Source organism: Dethiosulfatibacter sp. (assembly GCF_983023055.1).
In genome coordinates this window covers 1-8,876 of record NZ_CEZJXU010000052.1, presented here as the reverse complement: position 1 = coordinate 8,876, position 8,876 = coordinate 1, and the positions used below count along the sequence as shown (strand labels likewise).

Sequence of the window (8,876 nt, the reverse complement as noted above, 5' to 3'; positions counted from 1 at the left end):
CCTTTGCTGGAATGGGAGCCGACATGTACAAGTCTTATCTGGCCTCTTGGACAAGCATGTCCTTTGTAAGAGACTTGAGGAAGAAGCTTTTTACAAAGGTTCAATCCATGTCTCCAGGTGAGTTTGACACAACGGGAACATCATCATTGATTACAAGGACTACAAATGATATAACACAGATTCAAAACCTTTCAATCATGGGTTTGAGAATGATGATAAGGGCTCCATTAATGGCCATTGGTGGAATAATCATGGCCGTTTCCAAGAACCCTGGACTGTCTTCACTTATCCTTACGGTAGTTCTTATCCTGGCCATACTCATAGGAATAATTGCTTCCATCAGTATTCCTCTTTTCAAGAAGATGCAGGTGAAGGTAGACAACCTGAACAGAGTTCTCAGAGAAAGGCTTACAGGAATAAGGGTAATAAGAGCTTTCAATAGGACTGAATATGAAAGAGACAGGTTTACCGATGCAAACGGAGACCTTACTGCAAATGCACTGAAGGTCAACAGAATCATGGCTTCTATGTTTCCAATAATACTACTTTTGCTTAATCTGACTACTGTGGCATTGGTGTGGAAAGGAGCAGGAAGCATAGATGCAGGAAATCTTGAAATAGGAGACCTTATGGCATTTATTCAATACGCCATGATGATTCTATTCTCCTTGGTAATGATGACAATGATATTTTCAATGATTCCAAGGGCTTCGGCTTCTGCAATCAGGATAAACGAGATACTTGATATGGAAACGCATATTAAGGACCCTGAAATTGTACAAACACCTGATGAGAAAAAGGGAATACTTGAATTTAAGAACGTATGCTTTAAATATGAAGGAGCCGAGGAAAACGCCCTTGAAAATATAAGCTTTGAATCCAAGCCGGGAGAGGTTACTGGAATAATAGGAAGCACAGGATCAGGCAAATCCACACTTATAAACATGATACCCAGATTTTTCGACCCCTGTGGTGGAAGCATTCTTGTTGACGGAGTTGATATAAGAAACATGACCCAAAAGGATTTGAGAAGTAGAATAGGACTTGTTCCTCAAAAGGCAGTACTATTTACGGGAACAGTCAGGAACAATATAGTTTTTGGCGACAAGTCAATAGAAGAAAGCAGGGTGGAAACTTCAGCATCCATATCCCAGTCTTCTGATTTCATTGAAGCTATGAGTGACAAATATGATTCGGAAATCAGTCAGGGAGGAACAAATCTTTCGGGCGGTCAAAAGCAGAGGCTCTCCATAGCAAGAGCACTGGCAGGAAAAAGGGAAATATACATTTTCGACGACAGCTTCTCTGCCTTAGATTTTAAAACAGATTCAGCTCTGAGAAGCGCACTAAAGAAGGAAACTAGAAAAGCGACAGTCATTATAGTAACCCAGAGGGTGAATACTATAATGGATGCAGACAGAATAATAGTACTTGAAAATGGAAAAATAGCCGGCATGGGAAGTCACAGGGAACTGATGAAAAACAATCTTGTGTACAGGGACATCGTCCTTTCACAGATGTCAGAGGAGGAATCTGCATGAGCGAAAAGAAAAAATACGAACAAAAAGAACAAAGTACAGTAAGGGGCAGAGGACCTGGAAGAGGTGGGCACAACCTTGGAATTCCTGTTGAAAAGGCAAAGAACTTCAAAGTAACACTGAAAAGGCTTCTGGCTTATCTTAAGCCAAGTAGATTTCCAATAATCCTGTCATTTTTTCTTGCAGCTTTTGGAACTATCTTCAATATTTTTGGACCAAAGGTGTTGGGAATGGCAACAGATAGCATTTATGATACTGTAAAGGCAAGGCTGGCAGGAAATACCATGGCAATAGATTATGATTATCTGACAAGGATGTTGATGATTCTTGGGGGACTTTATCTGATTTATTCGATTTTTACATACATCACCCATTATATAATGGTTGGAGTATCCCAGAAGACTGTATATAACATGAGGGAGGAAGTTAGTAAAAAGCTTGAAAAACTGCCGCTTAAATATTACGATTCAAATACCCACGGGGAGATCCTTAGCAGGGTTACAAACGATGTGGACAATATAAGCAATACCTTGCAACAGAGCTTGAGCCAGATGCTTACATCAATAGTGACCCTTGTGGGAATAGTGGTAATGATGCTGACAATCAGCCCAATATTGACACTTGTAACTCTGGTCACGCTACCTTTAAGCATGATTATAACGAAAAATGTGGCCAAGAAGTCGCAGAAATATTTCAAGGAGCAGCAGAAGGTACTTGGAAACCTCAACGGACATATAGAAGAAATGTATACGGGACACAAGATAGTTAAGGCTTTCAACTATGAGGAAGATTCAGAAAAGAAATTTAATGACCTGAACGAAAAGCTTTTTGGAGTTGGATACAAGGCCCAGTTCATATCTGGAATAATTATGCCTCTCATGATGTTTGTAGGAAATATCGGATATGTAATAGTATGTGCTGCAGGAAGCCTTCTTGTAACTAGGAATATGATGACGCTTGGAGGAATACAGGCATTCATCCAGTATTCAAGGCAGTTTTCCCATCCAATCGTGCAGATAGCAAATATAGCAAACATCATACAGTCAACAATAGCATCGGCTGAAAGAGTCTTTGAAGTACTGGACGAGGAAGAGGAAGTTGAAGAGGAAAGCAGGGTCATAGAAGCTGAAAGCGTCAGTGGAAATGTATCTTTTGAAAATATCAGCTTCAGTTACAAAAAAGATGAGGAGCTCATCAAGGGTCTTAACATGGATGTTAAGCCGGGCCAGACAATTGCCATAGTAGGACCTACGGGAGCTGGAAAAACTACTCTTGTTAACCTTCTAATGAGATTCTACGAAATTGATGAAGGAAACATAACCATTGACGGAAAAGACATTACAAGCTATTCGAGGGGAAGCCTAAGAAGCATATTCGGAATGGTTCTCCAGGATACCTGGCTCTACAAGGGTACAATAAGGGAAAACATAGCATATGGAAGGCTTGATGCAACCAAGGATGAGGTAATAGAGGCGGCAAGGACTGCAAATGCTGACCACTTCATTAGAACATTGCCCGATGGCTACGACACAATACTCAACGAGGAAGCGGATAATATATCCCAGGGACAAAAGCAACTTCTCACAATTGCCCGGGCAATACTTGCCGATCCACAGATACTGATACTTGACGAGGCAACTAGCTCAGTTGATACAAGGACTGAAAAATATATTCAAAAGGCTACTGAAAAGCTTATGAAAGGAAGGACGAATTTTGTAATAGCTCACAGACTGTCCACTATAATAGATTCGGACATCATCCTTGTAATGAACGAAGGAGATATAATAGAAAAGGGAAGTCATAAAGAACTCATAGAAAAGGGCGGTTTCTATGCAGACCTGTACAATAGTCAGTTTTCGATGGTAAAGGCTGGATAAAAAGATTGTAATATCTCGAATTACTGATAGAATATTTGTATGATAAAATTTCTTTAGGAGTGAAGTTATGGAGGGATACAATAAAAAGCTGCTTCTTGATATTGTTCTGGCTAATATCGATAAAGGTATTGCAATTATTAACCGCAATGGTGAGTTTACTTACTATAACAGAAAAATATCTGAAGTCGAAGGCTACGAACCGGAAGAAGTTCTTGGACATAATGTACAGGAAATGTTTCCTTCAGACAGCAGCAGCATGTTGAATGTTCTTGGAACAGGAAAACCGGTTTACAACAATCTTCAGGAGTATATCAATAAAAACGGCAAGAAAATATTTTCAATGGTTTCTGATATACCCATTATTGATAATGGTCAGATTGAAGGCGTCATTGAATTTGTTTCTGATATTGATCAGATAAAGAATATTTATGAATCAATAAGTAATTTTGAAGAGCAAGCAGAAACAGTCAAGAAGCAAATAAAATCAAGGGCAAAAAAATTGTATGAATTCAAGGACTTCAAGACATTAGATAAATTGTTAATGGAAATTGTTATGAGATCTAAAAAGCTTTCGACTTCGGAATCAAATGTATTGATATTTGGAGAGACAGGTACTGGAAAGGAAATAATGGCTCAGAGCATACACCGGGCCAGCAATAGAAAGAATAAGCCTTTCATAGCACAAAACTGCGCGGCAATACCTGAAACTCTTCTGGAATCAATACTGTTTGGAACTTCAAAAGGCAGCTTCACAGGCTCAGTTGAAAGAGATGGACTTTTTGAAAAAGCTGATGGAGGAACACTTTTGCTTGATGAACTTAATTCGATGCCTATGCATTTACAGTCTAAACTACTTAGAGTGATTCAGGAAGGATATATTAGAAAAGTAGGTGGGGATTGTGAGAAAAAGGTTGACGTAAGGGTAATTGCAACTGTCAATGTTGATCCTAACCAGCTTATTAATAACAATCTTTTAAGAGAGGATCTGTTTTATCGATTGAGCATCATATCAATATATATATCGCCTCTAAGAAAAAGAAAGGAAGATATTCAATTTTTGGCGAATTATTTCATCGAGAAGGAAAACAAGTCCAGGATGAAGAATATAAGATTATCCAATGAGGTTCTGGAGATTTTTAATATCTATGAATGGAGTGGAAATGTAAGAGAATTAAGAAATATTATCGAGAGCTCCTTCAATATTGCCTGTGACAGTGAAGAAATAGAAGTGGAACATCTTCCATGTTATCTTGTCGAAAGATTGAAAAACAGAAATGTTTTGTCGGAAAACAATGAAATCAAGCTGTCATATTCAGATATTGTTGATGCCTTTGAAAAGAAACTTATTTCTGATATGCTGAAAAAGACTAGCGGCAATGTTTCTAAAGCTTCTAAAATATTAAGGATTAAGAGACAGACTTTACAGCATAAAATAAAAAGATTAAATATATGATTGCTACCAATAGCCCAAATATTTGCATTTGTCAAATATTTGGGCTATTTTATAAATTTTATTTTAATGTGTATTTATAAACAAATAAACGATGATTAATAGATATATAAAATATACAGGAAATAAAATGCTCATATATGGGCATTTTATTTGTATGCGATTGCAATTCAGGATAGTGTATTATTGTTTCACACCAAATTAGTAGAGGCTTGAAAACGTCTGAAATGCTTGTTTTTTTATGTATATTAAACTTTGATTTGAATTATTGAATTATGGTATGGTAATTGCAATAGTTAATATTAGACAAATAGCCCGTTCAATAATTATAAGGAGGAAGTAGATACTATAGTTTGAAATATCAATAATTAAAGTGCATAAGAAAAACTATTAATCAATTTAGACATAATAATTATCAAAATTGAGTAACATAGCTTTAAAACAAAACTTATTTATTAATATTTTAAGGAGTGAATTTATGAAACTAATAGTAGAAAATGAACGAAAACCATCTTTAGCGATCGCAAGTATTCCTTTTTTAAGCATGCTTTTATTCGTAATGGTAGGAATAATAATGCTTGGTGTTGATCCTCAAATTCCATTGCTAGCAGGAACAATAGTTGCTACATTGGTTGGTAAATATCTGGGCTATTCATGGAAATCTATGGAAAAATCAATTATTGAATCCATAGGACTTGTTATGCAGGCTTGCCTGATAATAATGATAATCGGTTGCTTGATAGGAGTATGGGTAGCTGGTGGCATAGTACCTGGCATGGTGTATTACGGACTGAAAATATTTACTCCAAAGTTCTTTTTGGTGATAGTAGTTCTGTTGAGTTCGATTGTATCGATGGCTACAGGAAGTTCTTGGACTACCGCTGGAACTATTGGTGTTGCAGCTATGGGTGTAGGAGCCGGTCTTGGAATACCCCCAGCAATGACTGCAGGGGCAATAATAAGTGGTGCAATATTTGGAGACAAAATGTCGCCTTTGTCAGACAGTACAAATCTAGCACCTGGTATTGCAGGAGCAGACCTCTTCGATCATATAAGGCATATGATGTATACCACTGGCCCAAGTTATATCATATCTATAATATTGTTTCTGATTCTTGGGTTGAATTATCAAGGTGGACAGGTGGATACCGGTTCGATAAATGATATATTGCTTACATTGGAGAGTCAGTTTTGGATAAGTCCTTTACTTCTTATAGCTCCTGTATTTGTAATTGCAATGGTTGTTCTTAGAATTCCTGCAATTCCCGGAATGATTGGCGGAACTTTCGTTGGTATTATCTTCGCAGCAATACAAGGACTTGGATTCAAAGAAATATTGTCTGTACTTCATTATGGTTATGAAATAACCACTCAAAACGATCTTGTTAACACTCTTCTTAATAGAGGTGGTTTGGATTCCATGATGTGGACGATTTCACTGGTTATTTGCGCTCTTTCTTTCGGCGGAGTTATTGAAAGGACGGGATGTCTAGAGACTATAATTTCAGTAATTATGAAGTTCTGCAAAACCAGAGGTACAATTGTACTTTCAAATATTCTGGTTTGCATAGCCATGAACTTCATTGCCGCAGATCAATATATGGCAATAGTAATACCTGGAAAAATGTACAAACCCATTTACAAAAAATTGAATTTGAAACCCAAAAACCTGTCAAGAGTTTTGGAGGATTCAGGTACCTTGACTTCACCACTAGTGCCTTGGTCAACCTGTGGAGCTTTTTATTTTGCAACACTGGGAGTACATGCATTTGACTATCTTCCTTTCACATTCCTAGCACTTATTAATCCAATTATTTCAATAATATATGGATTTACAGGCATAACAATGGAAGAATTTGACAGTGTTGAAGAAGCAGAGAACAGCAATATGACTAATATTTAAATTATTGTCTTGATGATAATTTATATAGAACAGGCTAATTTGTTAATAAATAATGGAGGTAAATATGGATAGGGAAAATATATTCAATAAAGCCATTGAATCTGTAATAAACTCAGATGAGATTTTGGCAATGGAAGCACTGAAAAACGCCAAGGATGAAAATATTAATCTTATGGAATTGTTAAGTAATGGATTCAGTGCAGGAATAAGGGAAATGGGTGACAGATATGCAAGCGGTGAGGTGTTTGTACCTGAGTTGCTTATGTCTGCTAGAATTATGAAAATTGTAACTTCTGAAATTGAAGCTGAAATGGGAACAACTGACATGCCTAAAAAAGCCAAGATAGTTATAGGTACGGTTAAAGGTGATGTGCATGATATTGGTAAAGGTATTGTGTGTTCAATAGTGAAGAGCAACGGAATTGAAGTATTTGATCTGGGAAGAGAAGTTCCACCGCAGACATTTATAGACAAGGCAGAAGAGGTAGGAGCAGATTTTATAGGCAGCAGTGCCCTCTTAACAACTACCATGGTTAACCAGAAGGAAATAGAAAGGCTTTTGATTGAGCAGGGACTTAAGGATAAATATAAAACCATTATTGGAGGAGCTCCTGTAACAAAAAGATGGGCAGATAAAATAGGTGCATATGCATATTGTGAAGATGCTACAGATACGGTTGAAATAATATTAGATTGGGTTAAGGAAAATGATGCTATAAAGGAGTTGATATAATTGGTTGATGAAAAAAAATTCAAAACCAGCATGGGAGACGGATTTCTGGTTTATATGACCGAGGAAGAAATTAGAAAAGATTTGGCTGCCGGTGTTGAAGATGCTGTAAAAAGAGGTAAGGTCAGTCCTTTGACTGATGATGAGATGGAACATCTATACAATATAGTAATAATGCCTGGAAAGGTCGTTGGCGTTGAACCCGGCAGGGAAGTGGTTTCAACCAACGACTCTGGATCATATAAAATAAGCTCTAAATGCTTGATATCGATTAGAAGAGATGAACAGGCAGCAATAGCAGAGAGGGTTTTAGGTTGTGATTCCATTGATATAGGAAATACAGACTATAATTATAAAACTGTCAAGGGCATAGCTGACAGGGAAGCAAGTACTATAAGGATGGCGCTTCAAAAAACAACGATGCCTTTGTTCTACGGTGCAATGACAAATCTTGGTTTCTATACAAAACCTGACGGCCCCGTAGAGAACTGGGCAATGCTCCTTCCAGAGGGAAGAATTGAAGAAGCTATGGAAGCTCAGGAAGAGGCTATAGAACATGCTGTAAGAGATATAGAATTTGTAGCTGAACAGATCTATAAAGCAGGCGGAGACGGAATGAACTTCGATACTACAGGTGCTGCAGGAGATGCTGATTTTTTAGCTGCTTTAAAAGCCACTGAAGTTATCAAGGAAAAGTATCCTGACCTTGCAATAGAGATTGGAATGGCTGGAGAATTTGTATTAGGTATGCATGGAAAACTTGAATATGACGGTAAAAGATTGGCAGGAATGTATGTCCACGATCAGGTAAAGGCTGTAGAAAAAGCAGGTGCTTCGATTTTTGGTGCAGTAGTCAATACAAACTGTAACAAGACTTTTCCATGGAATATAGCAAGAGTCTGTACTTTCATCAAGGCCTGTACGGATGTTGCTGAAATACCGGTTCATGCAAATGTTGGCATGGGGGTTTGTGCTATTCCTATGAATGAGATATTACATACGGACATAGTTTCCAAGGTTGACAAAGCGTTGATCGAGATTTGTAATATAGACGGGTTGTAGATAGGCGTAGGCGATCCTTTAGCTCAAGAAGCAAATCATTCAATATCATCGTGCATGGGTGGTATACGTACTGCAGGAGATCTTGTTTTACGTATGCAAATGACTCATAAGATGAAAATTGATGATGCAAAAGAATATGTTGCAAACAAGTTGGGAGTAAATCTAGAACAATTGTCAGACGCTGTATTCATGACCGAATTAAGAGATGATTTGGGAATAGGTACACAATTGCCTTTTGTTACAGATGCCAACTTTGGAATGGAAACCAAATTCAATATTTCCGATGAACTTGGAATGAAAATTAATTCAGTAGAGA

5 protein-coding genes and 1 pseudogene are annotated in these 8,876 nt (G+C 37.4%); all 6 read left to right on the top strand.

What is annotated here, in order from left to right; all coding sequences use genetic code 11:
- On the top strand, positions 1–1,541 hold a 1,541-nt coding region (locus AC3AX0_RS03330), incomplete at its 5' end, for an ABC transporter ATP-binding protein (RefSeq protein ID WP_487548888.1).
- Positions 1,538–3,415, top strand: coding sequence for an ABC transporter ATP-binding protein (locus AC3AX0_RS03325; RefSeq protein WP_487548887.1), 1,878 nt, complete (start codon positions 1,538–1,540; stop codon positions 3,413–3,415). The genes AC3AX0_RS03330 and AC3AX0_RS03325, both read left to right, overlap by 4 nt.
- Before the next feature lie 67 nt (positions 3,416–3,482).
- On the top strand, positions 3,483–4,868 hold the full coding sequence (locus AC3AX0_RS03320; RefSeq protein WP_487548886.1) for a sigma-54 interaction domain-containing protein: 1,386 nt from the start codon (positions 3,483–3,485) through the stop codon (positions 4,866–4,868).
- Positions 4,869–5,352: 484 nt separating this feature from the next.
- Positions 5,353–6,768, top strand: coding sequence for a Na+/H+ antiporter NhaC (gene nhaC / locus AC3AX0_RS03315; RefSeq protein WP_487548889.1), 1,416 nt, complete (start codon positions 5,353–5,355; stop codon positions 6,766–6,768).
- Positions 6,769–6,832: 64 nt separating this feature from the next.
- Positions 6,833–7,501: a cobalamin B12-binding domain-containing protein gene (locus tag AC3AX0_RS03310; RefSeq protein ID WP_487548885.1), complete on the top strand. Its 669-nt coding sequence runs from the start codon at positions 6,833–6,835 to the stop codon at positions 7,499–7,501.
- 30 nt (positions 7,502–7,531) lie between these two features.
- Positions 7,532–8,876 (top strand): annotated as a pseudogene (gene mtbB / locus AC3AX0_RS03305) ([dimethylamine--corrinoid protein] Co-methyltransferase); the annotation flags it as partial.

Coding starts and splice junctions, on each gene's coding strand:
- AC3AX0_RS03325 (WP_487548887.1), top strand. CDS start 1,538: ATGAGCGAAAAGAAAAAATACGAACAAAAAGAACAAAGTACAGTAAGG.
- AC3AX0_RS03310 (WP_487548885.1), top strand. CDS start 6,833: ATGGATAGGGAAAATATATTCAATAAAGCCATTGAATCTGTAATAAAC.
- AC3AX0_RS03320 (WP_487548886.1), top strand. CDS start 3,483: ATGGAGGGATACAATAAAAAGCTGCTTCTTGATATTGTTCTGGCTAAT.